Genomic DNA, 16,527 nt, shown 5'->3' on the forward strand with positions numbered 1-16,527 from the left:
AAGATGGCTTTGCTTGTTATAATGGGTGCAGTGTGTTTTTAGTATTTCAGTGCTTGTTTTTACAAGTGCTTTATATAACTCTGTTTCGAATGATTCAGGGCGGAAGGAGATGAAAAGAATGAAAGCAGGAATTCATCCAAATTATAAAATGGTACAGGTGACTTGTGCATGCGGAAACACTTTTGAAACTGGTTCAGTTAAGAAAGAAATTCGCGTTGAAACTTGTTCAGAATGTCATCCATTCTATACTGGTCGTCAAAAATTCGCTGAAGCTGGCGGACGTGTTGACCGTTTCAACAAGAAATACGGCATCAAGAGCCAACAGCAACAATAATTGTAAAAAGTACAGGCAAGCAGCAATTTACTTGCCTGTTTTTTATTTTAATAAAATTCAAATAATTGATAGATATTTAAGGATTTGCTTGGAAGGAGACGCCGTTTTATGTATTTAATGAAGCAAAGCGGATGGGTTGAGGTTATCTGTGGCAGTATGTTTTCTGGGAAATCGGAGGAATTGATTCGCCGCGTTAGACGTGCTCAGTTCGCCAAACAAAAGATAGCTGTTTTTAAGCCGAAAATTGATAATCGCTATCACGATCAATCTGTCGTTTCTCATAATGGATCTTCTTTTGATGCGAAGCCAATTACTCATTCGATTGAGATTATTCACCATGTGGAAGCGGATATGGATATTATTGCCATTGATGAGGTTCAGTTTTTTGATGAGGGGATTCTCAGGGTCGTTCAGCAGCTGGCTGACAGCGGCCATCGTGTGGTTTGTGCGGGTCTTGATATGGATTTCCGCGGTGAGCCGTTTGGGCAGATGCCTGCGTTGATGGCGATTGCTGAGTCGGTGACGAAGCTGCAGGCGGTCTGTTCTGTTTGTGGTTCGCCTTCAAGCCGGACGCAGCGTCTGATTGATGGACGTCCAGCCTCTTACCATGACCCAGTGATTTTAGTGGGTGCCTCCGAAGCGTACGAGCCCCGCTGCCGTCATCATCACGAAGTCCCAAAAACGGCGTCCTATACCGTTCATGCATAGAGCAAAAAGGTACAAATGAATGTCAGGGTTGGTTGAGTTTACATAATTAGTGCCTGACACCATTGGAAAAACTGTCTGAGAAGGGATTCTCAGGCAGTTTTTTTGTTTGATTAGGGAGAAATTTGCGGTTTGGCGGAATGTTTGGGTAGTTCGGCGGAATAAACTTTGAGTTCGGTGGAATTCTGGGGAGTCTGGCGGAATCACTTTGGAAGTTGGCGGAATCCGACCCAGTTTTAGCGGAATCACTTGTGGGACCGCAAATTCCGCCCCCCGGACTTGGAAAGAATTCACTCGACCTATTGCTGCCGTGACCGGGCATGATAGTAATGGGAGGTGTAAGATGCAAAAATTTATGTTGTTTCTCTCATTAAGTATATTGTTTTTAGTAAGCGGCTGTGACGGAAATCGGGGTGGGAATCATGGGAATGAAGAGGCGTATGACCTACGGAGTGACCAATCCAAACCCAATTATATATCCAATCGTGGCAATGACCGCAACACGTCGACAAATATGTCGGATAGGGGCAAGAATAAGCAGCATATGGTCGAAGATGATATCACCAATCAAAATCCGAACTTCCTTGACCTGAAGGGGACAGGAAGCGGCAGCGAAGCTGGTGCGAATAATCAAGGCAACGATATCCAAAAGGCCAAGCAGGTTATCGCGGATTCCGATGAGTTTACGGCCGATTCCATCTGGATCAACGGCGACCGGATGTGGGTTTCTGTTTATAAAAAAGGAATGCAGTCTGAGCGGGGAAAAATTAATGCCGAGGCACGACTCCATAAGAAACTAATCCAGGCCTTGCCGCGGTATAATATTGAAGTACGTGTCAAAGAAGATCGAAGGTAGCATGCTCTGATTATCAGGGCATGTTTTTTCTACGGCTGTAGCCTGAGTTCCTTTTTTAAAAAAGGATTTTGACCTGAAAAATCACTCCGTGAATAAAATTCCCCTTAATTTGGTTTTGACGGTTGTTTTCACCTATACTATAATTAGAATGTTATGGACAAAAAATTGAGGTGAATAGACCGTGTTTGATCGTCTTCAATCGGTGGAAGATCGTTATGATAAGTTGAATGAACTTTTGAGCGACCCACAAATTATTAATGATTCAAAGAAACTTCGTGAATATTCAAAAGAACAATCTGATATACAAGAAACTGTACTAACGTATCGTGAATATAAAGAGGCGCGCGAACAGCTTCAGGATGCCAAGGCGATGCTGGATGAGAAGTTGGATGCGGATATGCGTGAAATGGTGAAGGAAGAAGTTAATGAGCTGGAAGCGCAAATCGTTGAGTTAGAAGCTAAGATGAAACTATTGTTGATTCCAAAGGATCCGAATGATGACAAGAACGTTATCTTTGAAATCCGCGGGGCAGCGGGCGGAGACGAAGCGGCCTTGTTTGCTGGGAATTTATATCGCATGTACAGCCGTTATGCGGAAGCGCAGGGCTGGAAGACGGAATTGATTGATGCGAACCCGACTGGTCTTGGCGGTTATAAGGAAATTAGTTTTATGATTAATGGCCAGGGGGCTTATTCGAAGTTGAAGTATGAGAACGGCGCACACCGTGTGCAGCGTGTTCCGGAGACGGAGTCAAGCGGCCGGATTCATACGTCGACGGCGACGGTTGTCTGTTTGCCGGAAGCGGAAGAATTAGAAGTGGAAATCAACGATAAAGATATCCGTTTTGATGCGTTTGCGTCAAGTGGCGCCGGCGGACAGTCCGTTAACACGACGATGTCAGCGGTTCGGTTAACGCATATTCCAACTGGGATCGTGGTTTCGATTCAGGATGAGAAATCGCAGCACAAGAATAAAGATAAAGCGATGAAGGTTTTACGGGCACGAATTTATGATAAGTATCAACAGGAAGCGCAGGCAGAGTATGATTCTGTCCGTAAATCTGCGGTTGGTACGGGGGACCGTTCGGAGCGGATTCGTACGTACAACTTCCCGCAAAACCGGGTGACGGACCACCGCATCGGCTTGACGATTCAAAAGCTCGATCAAATTTTAGAAGGCAAGCTCGATGATGTCATCGATGCGTTGATTATGGATGATCAAGCGCGCAGGCTGGAAAGTGCCTCTAATGAGTAAAAAAGTCTATGAAGCTCTCCAATGGGCTTCTTCTTTTTTAGTTTCAGCGCGTCGTGATGAGAATGCCGGGGAGCTGTTACTTCGCCATTTTACGGGGATGTCGCGGGCGCAGTTGTTTGCGAATATGCGTGATGAGTTAGCGCCGGGCGTGTGGGAAGTCTTTGAAAAAGCGGTTGGTGAACACGTGAAGGGTGTGCCGGTCCAATATATCATCGGCACGGAGGAGTTTTACGGGCGCCCGTTTATCGTCAATGAAGAGGTGCTGATCCCGAGGCCGGAAACGGAAGAACTTGTCTACGGTGCACTTCAACGGATCAAGCGGCTGTTCAGTGGAGAGCAGGTTATCAGGTTAGCGGATATCGGGACCGGGAGCGGTGCCATCGCGATTACCATGAAGCTGGAAGAAGCGGAACTTCGGGTGTCAGGCACCAATAGTACCATCATGCTAGGGGAAATGGTGTCAGGTACCAATAGTCCTATCAAGCCGTTGGAAATGGTGTCAGGTACCAATTCTCCTATCGAGCCAGTGTTATTGGTGTCAGGCACTGATATTGCGGAGGTGTCGCTGGCTGTGGCGCGGGAGAATGCGGCCCGGCTTGGGGCGGAGGTGGAGTTTGTTCAGGGGGATTTGCTTGGCCCGTTTATGAAGAGCGGGGCTCGGTTTGATGTGATCCTCTCGAATCCACCGTATATTCCGCTCGGTGATATGACGGCGATGTCGGAGGTTGTGACGGAGCATGAGCCGCACCGGGCCTTGTTTGCGGGGGCGGATGGCTTGGATTTTTACCGCCGCTTTATGGTTGAGCTGCCGCAAGTATTGGAGAAGCGTGCACTGGTTGGGTTTGAAATTGGGGCCGGTCAGGGCGAAGCGGTAGCGGAGCTTTTTCAAAAAGCGTTTGCCAATGCACAGGTAGAGATCGTGAATGATTTGAATGGCAAGGACCGGATGGTGTTTGCGGAGATCGGCTTCGGGGCTTAGGTTCCATTGATGTGGCGAATACTATAATGAAAACCATAAAAAAGCTCAGAGTATGTTGGCTCTGAGCTTTTTTATAGTTCAATTAGATAGGATGTCATTTCTTTGATTTTGGAGTTATTACGGGACCTGGAAAATTGGTATACGTTACAAAATGCATATTTCTTTTTGTTTTCTACGATTTGGGTACTGTTAGCTGAGCAGGTGATAATGGTGTTAATCTGCAGTTCGGTTACTTTATTCTTCTGTGAGGATTTCAATATATTAGATTTTATCCTTTTGAGTGGAAGCACATGCAATCGTTTCTTTGGAAAATATCAAAATTTAATAGTTTAAGATTCTGGCATTTTGTCCAAAATGAAGGTATCGAAGGGACGGTGCTAGAATTGAAAAGTAAAGTGATTGTTTGGGGATATCTAATCGTTTTGTCTTTAGGGACGATGTTGAGTTTATATATGCCGAAGACGGAAGCCGCGTCGAAAGAATCGATTGTGATTCCTGGTGAAGCGATTCGGCTTAGGATTCTTGCGAATAGTGATTTTGAAGAAGATCAGGCCATTAAACGGAAAGTGCGCGATGCGGTGAATGCGCAGATTACCCTGTGGGTTCAGGATTTAACGTCAATGGAAAAAGCAAGAACGGTCATCAAGTCGAAGCTTCCTGAGATTCAAGCGATTTCGGAACAAGTGGTCCGCGACCAAGGGTCTGATCAATCCGTGAAAGTGGAGTTTGGCAAGGTTCAGTTTCCGACGAAATTATATGGTCAATTTTTATATCCTGCCGGAGAATATCAAGCGATTTTGATTACGCTCGGGAGCGGGGAAGGCGCGAACTGGTGGTGTGTGCTTTACCCGCCATTATGCTTCCTTGATTTTTCAAATGGTGTAGCTGTCAGTGATGGCTTTGAAGGAGAGAAAAAGGCGAAGGCAAAAACAGTGACTCCTGCTACTGCTAAATCGGAGGAAAAGGTTGAAAAGGCCAAAACAGTGGCAACGGTTGAAAAGGTAAAAGAAGAAGTAAAAGAAGAAGCAAGCTCAGTTGAGGATAAGAAAGAGGTTGCGGTTAAGGTAGAAAAAGAGGTTGAGGTAAAGAGTGAAAAAGAGGAAAAAGCCGCAACTGTGAACGAAGAAGAAATGAAGAAGCCGGAGAGGCTGATTGAAAAAGATGCACCGGTGTTCAATGAGATAATGGTTGAGGTTGATGATGAGCCAGTGAAGTTGGCTAAAAAGGATGCGCCCGTGTATACTGCTGAAGATGAAAAGCCGGTGGAAGTGAAGTTTTTCGTCGTAGAGATGTGGGAGAAGATGTTTAATTAGACCAGGTCCAGCAATGGGGCTGGTTTTTTTGTGTGGAAAAATGCGGCGAGGCTGTGGTCGTTTCTTCAATAAAATTTTACTAGATTCCCAAATCTAGCGGTTCTATTTGTTCTAGCTCATCCATATCCATAGAGTAGAATCTTAAAAGAAGAGGTGGAAGCGATGCAGGCATTGATTCGCAGAGCAAATAAACAAGACTTGGGCAGTTTACGAGCGTTTTTATCCAGAGCCAATCTGGGGACGGATGGACTAACAGATGAAACGATTGACTATTTTTTGCTGCTAGAGAATGAGGAGGGCACCTTAAAGGGTTCGCTTGGCATGGAGGCTTTCACGGAGTTCGGGCTCTTGCGCTCACTCGTTGTGACACCTGGCCAAGCTGAAAAGGAAATCTTCGTTCTTTTTGATCAAATGGTGCAATTAGCGAAAGAAAAAGGGATGAAAGGTTTGTTTTTGGCAACAAATAAGAGCGTGGCCTTACCGTTTTTCGAATTAATGGGCTTCCAAAGAGTGGATCGTGAGGATATACCCAGCGAATTTTATCAATCTGAACATATTCGACACGTTTTAAATGTGGATAACTCTATATTTTTGAAATTTTCACTATAATTGTGGGTATATCCACAAAGTTATCCACTTTTTCAAGGAAGTTGTGCACAATTTGTGGATAACACTTGTTTTTATACCCACCTTCTTTTATACTTTCAAACGTATTGAGCTAAAAATATGAGTCTAGGTGACTAAATTCGCCAAATTTCGCTAATAGACTCATTCGAGATAAAGGTGGATAACTATGAACACAAAGGTCTGGAAAGTGGATAAGTATGTGGATAATCTTGAAAATAATCCACAAGTTGTGGATGCAGCGAATTTTTTACGGGATAACGAAGTGGTTGCCCTGCCGACAGAGACGGTTTATGGTCTTGGTGGGAACGCGGAAAGTGATCTGGCGGTTGGGAAGATTTTTGCAGCCAAAGGAAGGCCGAGTGATAATCCACTAATTATCCACATCGCTGAAAAAAAGCAGCTGAGCACGTTTGTAACTGAGGTTCCTGACAAGGCAGAAGTGTTGATGGATGCATTTTGGCCGGGACCACTGACGATTATTTTTAAAAAGAAAGAAGGCGTCCTAGCGGAAACGGCCACGGCGGGATTGTCGACGGTTGCGGTGCGGATGCCGGACCACCCTGTCGCACTGGCGTTGTTGAAAAGTTGTGGACTGCCGATTGCTGCCCCGAGCGCCAACAGTTCGGGCAAACCAAGTCCGACGAAGGCCCAACATGTCATTGACGATTTAAATGGGAAAATTGCTGGGGTGATCGACGGCGGGGCAACAGGAATTGGCGTGGAATCAACGGTCATTGATTGCACGGAAGCGATTCCGGTTATCTTAAGACCAGGCGGGGTAACGAAGGAGCAGCTTGAGGCTGTGCTCGGTGAAGTTCGTGTCGATGCCGCGTTAACAGACGAGGCGGCGCGGCCGAAAGCCCCAGGCATGAAATACCAACATTACGCCCCGAATGCACCGCTATTTATGGTGTCAGGCACCACTAAATTTCTCCAGCGTCTAATAGAAGAAAAACGGATGGAGGGGTTGCGGGTCGGGGTGCTGACAACGGAAGAGCAGGCGGATGTGTATGAAGCGGATGTGGTGCTAGCTTGCGGGAAGCGGGTAGAACTTACGACCGTTGCCGCGGCGCTTTATGATACGCTGCGAAAATTTAATTTAGAAAAGGTCGATGTCATTTACAGTGAGATCTTTCCGAACGAAGGTGTCGGAAATGCAATCATGAACCGCCTTCAGAAAGCCGCTGGAAATAAACTAATCGCTGAATAAACACTAGGTTCTCCGGTGAGGGGACCTGGTGTTTTTTTTTTCGGTGTAAGGCACCAATTTTTTGGTGTCAGGCACCAATTAAATGTGGTCGCAAACACCATTATGTAACAAATTTTGGAATTAGAAACGTGGAAGAAGCGGTATAATAGACGTATGCGGCCAATATTCCAGTTCCCCAACAAGACTTCTAAATTAGTTTGGACGTGCATATGCTAGGGTAGTTAGTCCAAGGAGGCGGGGTCCGAATGTCTGAAATGATTGGCGAAATAGTAACTCTTATGTTAATGGCGTTTGCACTAGGGATGGATGCATTTTCAGTCGGACTTGGCATGGGGATGTACAAACTTCGGCTCAAGAAAATTTTTAATATTGGCATCACGATCGGTTTGTTCCATGTATGGATGCCGCTGCTTGGCTTAATTGCTGGGAAATTTTTATCAGATAAATTTGGTACCTTTGCGACCTTTATCGGCGGTTTTCTGCTGATTTTACTCGGTGTGCAAATGGTTTGGTCCACCCTCAAAAAGAGCGATGAGAAGGTTATTTCCCCAATTGGTTTCGGCTTGCTGCTCTTTGCCTTGAGTGTGAGTCTTGATAGTTTTTCCGTAGGGCTTACCTTAGGCATTTATGGTGCGAAGACGATTATGGTTATTTTGTGTTTTGGAATCATGGCAACCATCCAAACATGGGCGGGACTGCTGCTTGGCCGCAAGATGCAGGGCTGGGTCGGGTCATATAGTGAGGCACTTGGAGGAGCTATTTTACTGGCCTTTGGCTTAAAGCTGCTCGCTCCCTTCTTTTAACGGGCGGGATCGGCCAACCTTTTCGAATCCCTAACTTAAATATGATAAAATAAATTACATAAGAATCTTGTAAGGAGGCAAACACATTGCAGCACATTTTGTTTGTATGTACAGGAAATACGTGCAGGAGTCCAATGGCAGAAGCGATTTTGAAAAATAAAGCGGTCGACGAGATCGAAGTAAGGTCGGCAGGAATTTATGCTGCGAACGGCAGTGAGGCATCGCCACATGCAAAAAGGGTGTTGGAGGACAATGGGATCGTGCACAATCACCGTTCCAGTTTGTTAACGAGTGATGAGGTCGAATGGGCCGACCTCATCCTAACGATGACATCTTCGCATAAGTTGGCCATTCTGCAGCAATACCCTCATGAGGGTCAGAAGGTATATACCTTAAAGGAATACAGCGGGGAAGGCTTCAATCATGATGTCGTCGACCCGTACGGCGGACCGCTCGCCATGTACGAAGAAACCTTTCGTGAACTAAATGGATTAATTGATAAAACAATTGGAAAACTAAAGTGACAGATGCTCTCTTTTCGAAGAGGGCTTTTATTTTTTGATTGAAACTTTATATTTTTGTGGCAGTATGTCAAAATTAATCAGGAGAGCAAAGCCCCTTTTCGTGACGGACACTAGTGGCGAGGAGCTGGGGCTAGTCTGTAAAAGATAAATAGAATAGAGGAGGTTTTTCACATGAAAGTGGCACTAGCATCAGACCATGGCGGAGTGAATCTTCGCAAGGAAATTGCGCAATTACTTAACGAACTGGGGATTGAATTTGAGGATTTTGGCTGTGACTGTGAAACATCGGTTGATTATCCAGATTACGCGCTGCCAGTTGCTGAGAAGGTAGCGAGCGGCGAGTTTGACCGCGGGATTCTGATTTGCGGAACGGGAATTGGCATGAGTATTGCTGCTAATAAAGTGAAAGGGATTCGCTGTGCCTTGGTCCATGATACGTTTAGCGCCAAAGCAACGCGGGCTCATAATGATTCAAACATCATAACGATGGGTGAACGCGTCATTGGCCCTGGCCTTGCCCGAGATATAGCTGAAATCTGGCTGACGGGTGGATTTGAAGGCGGCCGTCATGCGAACCGGATAGGAAAAATTGGTGAATACGAGGATAAGCACCTCTAATTTAGCTCGGACTGGACTGGAAATATTTTTTAGTGGAGGTCAAGGCGTATGATTCAAACGTGTGAAAAAGAACTGGAAGCGATTTTAACGGAATTCAAAGAGCAGGGTGCGTTAAGACAAGGGCAGCTGTTAGTGGTCGGCTGCAGTACGAGTGAGGTAATTGGGGAGCGAATTGGCACCTCTGGCACGGTTGAAGTGGCGGAAATGATTTACCGCTGTTTGAAAAACCTTCAAGCGGAGACGGGGATCACGCTTGCCTTCCAATGTTGCGAGCATTTAAACCGGGCCTTGGTCGTCGAACGTGCGGTTGCGGAGGAAAGGCGGTTCGATGAAGTTTCGGTTGTCCCTGTCCGAAAGGCAGGCGGGGCGATGGCGACTTACGCGTTTGGAGCGATGGATGACGCGGTTGTAGTGGAGTTCGTGAAGGCGGATGCCGGGATTGATATCGGCAACACACTCATCGGGATGCACTTAAAACATGTCGCCGTTCCAGTCCGCGTGAAGCAAAAAAGCATCGGACAGGCCCATGTAACACTCGCCAAAGTACGCCCGAAACTGATCGGCGGCGCAAGAGCCGTATACGAACGGAATCAGGAAAACACGAGCTGCTCTTAATAAACTTGGGTGTCAGGCACCATCATTAAAGTTTTTTATATTCTGGTAAATTTTGATACATTATGCTAAAACACGAATGTTTATGTGATGAAAATTAATTTCGTTCGGAAAATAACGTACTGATGTATAAAGATGTTCACTTTAGGTATAAAATATAATTAAAAACCGAAAAATGTTTCTCTTTTAATTTAAGGGTGTTTCTGCTAAAATAAAAAAGAATTTTCGAAAAGTATCTAATTTACTTACATATAAGGGGGATTTTTGTCATGAAGCATTTGCCACAAGCTGATGAACAGGTTTTTCAAGCGATTCAAAAAGAATTAGGTCGTCAACGTTCAAAAATCGAATTAATAGCCTCAGAAAACTTTGTAAGTGAAGCAGTTATGGAAGCCCAGGGGTCCGTTTTAACGAACAAATATGCAGAAGGCTATCCTGGCCGACGCTATTATGGCGGCTGTGAATATGTTGATATCGTCGAAGATTTAGCCCGCAACCGCGCAAAGGAAATCTTCGGAGCGGAATACGTGAACGTGCAGCCTCACTCAGGTGCACAAGCTAATATGGCAGTTTACTTCACAGTTCTAGAGCAAGGTGACACCGTGCTTGGCATGAATTTATCCCACGGCGGCCACTTAACACACGGCAGCCCAGTTAACTTCAGTGGTGTTCAATATAACTTTGTTGAATATGGTGTGGACCAAGAAACGCACCGCATCAATTATGATGATGTGCGTGCAAAAGCACTCGAGCACAAGCCGAAAATGATTGTTGCTGGTGCTAGTGCCTACCCGCGTGCAATTGACTTTGCAAAGTTCCGTGAGATTGCCGATGAAGTCGGTGCATACCTCATGGTGGATATGGCGCACATCGCTGGACTTGTTGCAGCAGGCTTGCATCAAAACCCAGTACCGTACGCTGATTTTGTTACCACAACTACGCATAAAACATTACGCGGTCCACGCGGCGGGATGATCCTTTGCAAAGAGGAATTCGGCAAGAAAATTGATAAATCGATCTTCCCAGGTATTCAAGGCGGTCCACTAATGCATGTCATTGCTGCAAAAGCTGTTGCGTTTGGCGAAGCATTACAGGAAAGCTTCAAAGAATATGCTGGTCAGATTATCACGAACGCTCAGCGCTTAGCTGAAAGTCTTCAAAAAGAAGGCTTGAAGTTAGTATCCGGCGGAACGGACAACCACCTCTTGTTAGTGGACGTAACGACGCTTGGATTAACTGGCAAGGTTGCTGAAAAGGTCCTGGATGAGGTTGGCATCACGGTTAACAAAAACACAATTCCATTTGACCCGCAAAGTCCGTTTGTAACAAGCGGTGTCCGTATCGGTACGGCAGCAGTGACAAGCCGTGGCTTTGTTGAAGCAGATATGGACGAGATCGCTTCAATTATCGCGTTTACCTTGAAGAACCATGAAGATGAGGCGAAACTTGAAGAAGCTCAAGGCCGTGTCGAAGCATTAACAAGCAAATTTACTCTTTATCCTGAATATTAATAAGAAAAGCGCAAGCGCCCTTTTCAGCGGCGTATGGCCTGGAGCGCTCCAACTGAGATAAAGGAAACACGAAGAGCCGAAGGTGATTCGATGTTGACTTATCGTAGAGTGGAGAGCGAAGGACACTAGCCGCTAGGGCGCTGGAGCTAGACAGTTGTCTATGTTCAAAAACTTATACTTTCTTATTTTAGCAACAGAAAATCGGCCTATCGTAGGCCGATTTTTTTTGAAAAATCTAACTAGTTGAAAGTGCTGAATTCTATTTGCTCATTGCCTTTTTTTTCTGTAAAATGAGACGAAGTGTTTATAATTTAAAATAAGGAGCGATGATTATGGCCAAGGTATTCGTATTCGACCATCCACTCATTCAACATAAACTAACTTACATACGTGATAAAAACACAGGAACAAAGGAATTCCGCGAGCTTGTCGATGAAGTCGCGACACTGATGGCGTTTGAAATTACCAGAGATATGCAGCTTGAGGATATCGATATCGAAACACCTGTCTGCCCAGCGAAATCCAAGGTTCTATCCGGTAAGAAAATCGGGATTGTGCCCATTTTGCGTGCAGGAATCGGAATGGTTGATGGCATCTTAAAATTAATCCCAGCTGCGAAAGTGGGCCATATCGGTTTATACCGCGACCCTGAAACCTTGATGCCGGTTGAGTATTATATTAAGCTCCCAAGTGATGTGGAAGAGCGTGATTTCATTGTGGTTGATCCGATGCTTGCAACAGGCGGTTCGGCGATTGAAGCAATTCGCTCCTTGAAGAAGCGCGGCGCGAAACATATCAAATTTATGTGTTTAATTGCAGCACCAGAAGGCGTGGAAGCAGTAAAGTCAGCCCACCCGGACGTGGATATCTATATCGCTGCTTTGGATGAGAAATTAAATGACCACGGCTACATCGTCCCAGGCCTTGGTGATGCAGGAGATCGGTTGTTTGGAACGAAATAGGATACCGTTTGAAATAAAGTCGAGCTTATTCGGCTTTTTTTTTGTTGGTTTTATTAAAAATAGGTCAATTGTTTTTGGAAAAATAATGAGATTGGGAGCCTGAATTGTTTTTTTGGGAAATAAAAAATCGGTTTTGGAACTCAAATTATTTTTCTTAAAAAAGGAAAATCTGTACTGGAACCAAATTGTTTTTCGAAAAATACAAAATCCTTTTTGGAACCCGATATATTTCTCGAAATAAGAGAAAATCCATACTGGAACCCATTTATTTTTAAAAAAAGGGTTCATTTTTGGGAAAATATGTCTAATAGCACAAAACACCTTGGAAATGGCACAAAACCTCTTAGAAATGGCACAAAACTATAGAAATCGGCACAAACCTGCCCAAAATGGCACAAAACCACCGAGAATTGGCACAAAACTTCAACGAGAACAATTTTAAACTCGAATAAAGAACAAAAATCGATAACAAGAACCGAAATAGACCTAAAAAATGAACGGCAAAACGACTATATTTCACTAAAAAGATATAATTTGCTTAATTTTTAAGCAGGATATCTAATCTTTTAATAGAAATTACCACTGAATATATAAAAAGAGGTGATGTATATGGTCGTTTTAGAACTGAAGTTACCAATTCAAGCTTACCAATGTATGGCGATACTCCGCAGGATATCGAAAAATCATCTAATCAGACCGACAGTCGAACGCGATTTAAGATCGTGGCTGAAGGGATACTACGGCGAGAAGGAATGCAGCTACTATCTTTCGCTTTTGCCCGAAGAACAATATTACATTTTTCATGGCCTGCGGCTAACTGACAAGAAGGCATTCCAAATTGATTTAGTGATACTTTCACAGAGGTTTATCTTCATGGCAGAAGTCAAAAATCTATCGAAGAAATTGATTTTTAACAAGGAAACCAATCATGTAACCAAGGAATTTAATAATGAAGAAGAGGGCATTTCGAATCCAATTCTTCAGGTGAAAAGGCAGAAACTGCAATTCGTAAATTGGCTCAGAAAGATGCAAATGCAGGGTTTGCCAATTGAAAAAGTGGTAATCATCAGTAAACCGACGACTAAAGTGGAAACAACTCCTGACAATCAGCAAATTTTCAATGAGTTGATTTATGCCGAGTCACTTCTGGACAAACTGGAAGAGCTTGAAATGAAGTATCAAAAACCCGTGTTTAGCAAAAGAAAAACCAGTCAATTAGTGGACCTCCTTTTAGCCCTCCATCAAACTCCTATTCCTGATATTCTCCAAACTTACAAATTATCAAAAGACGACATTATAACTGGAGTGTTATGTCCTAAGTGTCAAAACGTCACGATGGACTATTATTCAGCAAATTGGCACTGTCCTAATTGCCTGTTAATCTCAAAAACGGCTCATTTTCCAACTGTAGATGATTATTTTCTCTTGATTGGACCGATGATTACGAGGAAGCAGTTTGCTGAGTTTACACATATTAAATCCACCTTTGTAGCAGGGAAACAACTAAGGGCGCTTAACCTCACGTCTAATGGATCTAAACGAGGAACAAAATACACACTTCCAAAAAATCAACTCCTGTGCCCGCTCGATGAAAAGGAAATCAACGCATACACGATTCCCACCGGGTAAATAGGAAATACCCGATACCCGATACCCGTTTCCCAAAATAGTCGTGCATACTTTCCCCCCTCGAAGAAAACGATATGGAAAAAGGGGAAATCTATCGATGAAACTTTTACTCGCGTTACTGCTAGCTTTTCAAACTCCGAAAATACTCATCCATCCTTCGATAACCAAAAGCACGCGGGAGACAACCGCCATTATAATCTTGGACAAACCACACACCGACCAGGAAATCCAACAGCTCATGAAACCCTATAAAGACGTTAAGCTGCGCCGTGTCTTCCACCACGCGCTAGATGGATTCTCGGTCGAAGGCAGTGCAGAAACACTTGCCGAAATCGGCCGCAGCCATAAACAAATCAAAAACGTCTCGCCTGTTATTACCTACCAAGCCGAAACCGAGGAAAGCGTCAAAATTATTGGCGGGGAAGCAGTCCGCAGTTTTTTTGATAAAAAAAATGAGCGGCTGACGGGAAAAGGGGTAACGGTCGGGGTCATTGATACGGGCGTCGATTACAACCATCCCGACCTCAAGCGCAATTATGCCGGCGGCCGGGACCTGGTTGACAACGACCGCGATCCGATGGAAACGCTGGCGCTCGGGAAGGCGACGATCCACGGAACCCATGTGGCCGGTATTATTGCGGCAAATGGAAAAATAAAAGGCGTTGCCCCGGAGGCAAAAATTGTTGCGTACCGCGCGCTAGGGCCGGGCGGGGGAGGGACCACCGAGCAGGTGCTCGCGGCGATTGATCAGGCAATTAAGGATAAAGTGGATGTCGTCAATCTCTCGCTCGGAAATGATATCAACGGGCCCGACCTGCCAATCAGCCTTGCCCTCAACCGCGCCGTTGATCGCGGAATCGTTGCCGTAGCGGCTTCTGGTAATTCCGGGCCAAATGTTTGGAGTGTTGGCTCACCTGGAACCGCCTCCAAAGCGATATCGGTAGGAGCATCGACCCCAACTTTGGAGACGCCCTATCTATTAATAGAAGGAAGTCGGGATAAACTCCAGATTGAACCGCTCGAAGGCTCAGCCAAGTGGGCGCTCGACCGCTCCGCTGATCTTGTCGATGGCGGCATCGGCAGACCAGACGAATTGAAAAATATTGAAGGGAAAATTGCCCTCATCAAAAGAGGGGTCTTAACTTTTTCAAAAAAAGCAGAAAATGCGAAGCGGGCAGGGGCAAAAGCGGTGCTCATCTACAACAATATGAGCGGCGGCCGTTTCATGGGAAACCTCGACATGCAAATGTCGATCCCAGTCGGGGCCATCTCGAAGGAAGACGGGGTTATATTACAAAAAGCCTTAAAAAAACAAACCACCTCGGCTCGGGTCACGGTCAGCGAGGATTTGGACCGGCTTGCTGACTTTAGCTCGCGGGGTCCGGTGACGGGGACGTGGGAAATCAAACCGGATATTGTTGCCCCCGGGGTAGCCATTAATTCGACGATTCCGGGCGGCTATTTGTCGCTCCAAGGGACGAGTATGGCGGCGCCGCACGTCGCTGGGGCCTGCGCATTAATTAAGCAGGCCCATCCGGACTGGACGCCCGAACAAATCAAAGCGGCCCTGATGAACACGGCAAAACCGCTCGCAAAGTCTAATAGCGTTGACCGTACGGCGACCATCCCGAACGGAGCCGGACGTAAGACCACTACCATCAACGGCCGAACCCTTGGGACACAGAGGGAACCCGCCTACTACCGCACCTTTGAACAGGGGGCAGGCAGAATCCAGGTCGACGAAGCGATCCAAGCCACCACACTCGTCACACCGAGCAGTATCCGGTTTGGGAAATTTACGGAACAGAGTGACGTCCATAAAGCGTATTTGCATGTCGAAAATACAAGCCAGCAAGACCAGCGTTATTCGTTTGATATCCCGCCGTATGTCGATGGGCTGGAATGGCGGCTGCCGCTTTCGTTTACGCTCGAACCTCAGCAAACAAAGGACATAACGGTCGAGTTAACGGTGGACCCGCAGGTGTTTAAAGGGAAAATTCATGACGGATATCTCCGCTTGCAGGCGGGCGGGGCATCAGTTCGCATTCCCTATCTCTATGTTTTAGAAGAACCGGACTATCCACGTGTCATGGGCTTTGATTTTGCCGAAGGCGACAAACCAGGGCAGTACCGCTATGAGGTGTATTTGCCAGGCGGGGCGGAGGAATTTGGGATTGCCTTGTTTAACCCGGAGGATTATCGGTTTGTCGGCTATTTAGATACGATTACCAATGTGAAAAAGGGACTTGTTCGCAAGGACATCCCAGACGACCATCTACCAACAAACGGGACCTATTTAGTAAAGGTTTTTGCCAAAAAGGCCAGCAAAGAGGACCATATCCAACGGATGATCACGATTGAGAGGAAAGAAAACTAAATAGCAATTTTGAGAAAAGACCTTGTCCACACCAAGACATGGTCTTTTTAACAAAATCATAATAAAAGTTCATAATATTGTACCATTAGTATAATTATAATTGTTCACAAAATAGACACAAAATGAACAAAATTCCTTCACAATTTACTCTACAATAAGATTGTTGAGTAAATTCCAAATTGGAAAATACTTCAGGAAATAGTTTGTGGCAT

The 16,527-nt window shown here is 45.3% G+C and carries 16 protein-coding genes; all 16 read left to right on the forward strand.

The window, feature by feature from the left end; genetic code table 11:
- Positions 1-118 precede the first annotated feature (118 nt).
- On the forward strand, positions 119-334 hold the full coding sequence (rpmE, locus tag QF028_RS28805; protein ID WP_088090223.1) for a 50S ribosomal protein L31: 216 nt from the start codon (positions 119-121) through the stop codon (positions 332-334).
- Positions 335-442: 108 nt separating this feature from the next.
- Positions 443-1,042 (forward strand): thymidine kinase, encoded by a 600-nt coding sequence (locus QF028_RS28810; RefSeq protein ID WP_429472585.1) that lies wholly within the window; start codon positions 443-445, stop codon positions 1,040-1,042.
- A 340-nt stretch (positions 1,043-1,382) separates the two neighbouring features.
- On the forward strand, positions 1,383-1,895 hold the full coding sequence (locus QF028_RS28815) for a hypothetical protein (protein ID WP_429470873.1): 513 nt from the start codon (positions 1,383-1,385) through the stop codon (positions 1,893-1,895).
- A gap of 181 nt (positions 1,896-2,076) precedes the next feature.
- Positions 2,077-3,150, forward strand: coding sequence for a peptide chain release factor 1 (gene prfA / locus QF028_RS28820; protein WP_168241296.1), 1,074 nt, complete (start codon positions 2,077-2,079; stop codon positions 3,148-3,150).
- Positions 3,143-4,129: a peptide chain release factor N(5)-glutamine methyltransferase gene (gene prmC / locus QF028_RS28825; protein WP_429470875.1), complete on the forward strand. Its 987-nt coding sequence runs from the start codon at positions 3,143-3,145 to the stop codon at positions 4,127-4,129. Before prfA ends, prmC begins: the two co-directional genes overlap by 8 nt.
- Before the next feature lie 383 nt (positions 4,130-4,512).
- On the forward strand, positions 4,513-5,442 hold the full coding sequence (gene spoIIR, locus QF028_RS28830) for a stage II sporulation protein R (RefSeq protein ID WP_429472587.1): 930 nt from the start codon (positions 4,513-4,515) through the stop codon (positions 5,440-5,442).
- A 162-nt stretch (positions 5,443-5,604) separates the two neighbouring features.
- Positions 5,605-6,051: a GNAT family N-acetyltransferase gene (locus QF028_RS28835; RefSeq protein ID WP_429470877.1), complete on the forward strand. Its 447-nt coding sequence runs from the start codon at positions 5,605-5,607 to the stop codon at positions 6,049-6,051.
- Positions 6,052-6,235: 184 nt separating this feature from the next.
- Complete coding sequence (locus QF028_RS28840) at positions 6,236-7,279, forward strand: L-threonylcarbamoyladenylate synthase (RefSeq protein ID WP_429470879.1); 1,044 nt, start codon at positions 6,236-6,238, stop codon at positions 7,277-7,279.
- A gap of 245 nt (positions 7,280-7,524) precedes the next feature.
- Positions 7,525-8,082, forward strand: coding sequence for a manganese efflux pump MntP family protein (locus tag QF028_RS28845; protein ID WP_168241290.1), 558 nt, complete (start codon positions 7,525-7,527; stop codon positions 8,080-8,082).
- A gap of 86 nt (positions 8,083-8,168) precedes the next feature.
- Positions 8,169-8,606, forward strand: coding sequence for a low molecular weight protein arginine phosphatase (locus tag QF028_RS28850; protein ID WP_429470881.1), 438 nt, complete (start codon positions 8,169-8,171; stop codon positions 8,604-8,606).
- A gap of 171 nt (positions 8,607-8,777) precedes the next feature.
- Complete coding sequence (gene rpiB / locus QF028_RS28855; RefSeq protein ID WP_429470883.1) at positions 8,778-9,224, forward strand: ribose 5-phosphate isomerase B; 447 nt, start codon at positions 8,778-8,780, stop codon at positions 9,222-9,224.
- A 48-nt stretch (positions 9,225-9,272) separates the two neighbouring features.
- Positions 9,273-9,839, forward strand: coding sequence for a TIGR01440 family protein (locus QF028_RS28860; protein ID WP_429470885.1), 567 nt, complete (start codon positions 9,273-9,275; stop codon positions 9,837-9,839).
- 266 nt (positions 9,840-10,105) lie between these two features.
- Entirely contained in the window at positions 10,106-11,347 is a 1,242-nt protein-coding gene (glyA, locus tag QF028_RS28865; RefSeq protein ID WP_214712009.1) for a serine hydroxymethyltransferase, read from the forward strand.
- Between the two features lie 332 nt (positions 11,348-11,679).
- A complete protein-coding gene (upp, locus tag QF028_RS28870) occupies positions 11,680-12,309 on the forward strand; it encodes a uracil phosphoribosyltransferase (protein WP_168241286.1) in 630 nt (209 codons plus the stop codon).
- Between the two features lie 609 nt (positions 12,310-12,918).
- Entirely contained in the window at positions 12,919-13,938 is a 1,020-nt protein-coding gene (locus QF028_RS28875) for a nuclease-related domain-containing protein (protein WP_429470888.1), read from the forward strand.
- A gap of 97 nt (positions 13,939-14,035) precedes the next feature.
- The gene (locus tag QF028_RS28880) at positions 14,036-16,315 is read left to right on the forward strand and encodes a S8 family serine peptidase (protein ID WP_429470890.1); all 2,280 of its coding nucleotides are present in this window, start codon (positions 14,036-14,038) and stop codon (positions 16,313-16,315) included.
- Positions 16,316-16,527: the final 212 nt, after the last annotated feature.

This window comes from Neobacillus sp. B4I6 (genome assembly GCF_050434045.1).
In the GTDB taxonomy this organism is placed as follows: Bacteria; Bacillota; Bacilli; order Bacillales; family Cytobacillaceae; genus Neobacillus.